This is a genomic window from Kitasatospora putterlickiae (genome assembly GCF_039527695.1).
Classification (GTDB): Bacteria; Actinomycetota; Actinomycetes; order Streptomycetales; family Streptomycetaceae; genus Kitasatospora; species Kitasatospora putterlickiae.
Map to the genome: position 1 here is coordinate 5,922 of NZ_BAAAKJ010000168.1, position 416 is coordinate 6,337.

General features: G+C 79.1%; 1 pseudogene. It reads left to right on the forward strand.

Annotation, left to right across the window (positions count from 1 at the left end):
* Positions 1-416, forward strand: a pseudogene (locus ABD308_RS17340) (amidohydrolase family protein); the annotation flags it as partial.

Sequence of the window (416 nt, forward strand, 5' to 3'; positions counted from 1 at the left end):
GGCCGGGTCCGGGCGCTGCGCCACCGGGTCGAGCACGCCGAGGCGCTGGACGACAAGACCGTCGCCGCCTTCGCCGAGCTCGGTCTGACCGCCTCCGTGCAGCCCGCCTTCGACGCCGCCTGGGGCGGCCCGGACGGCATGTACGTGCGGCGCCTGGGCGCCGAGCGGGCCGCCGCGCTGAACCCGTTCGCGGCCCTGCTGCGCTCCGGCGTCCCGCTGGCCTTCGGCTCGGACGCCCCGGTCACCCCGCTCGACCCCTGGGGCACCGTGCGGGCCGCCGCCTTCCACCGCACGCCCGGGCACCGGATCTCGGTGCGGGCCGCGTTCACCGCCCACACCCGTGGCGGCTGGCGCGCGATCGGCCGCGACCAGGACGGCGTGCTGGTCCCCGGCGCGGTGGCCAGCTTCGCCGTCTG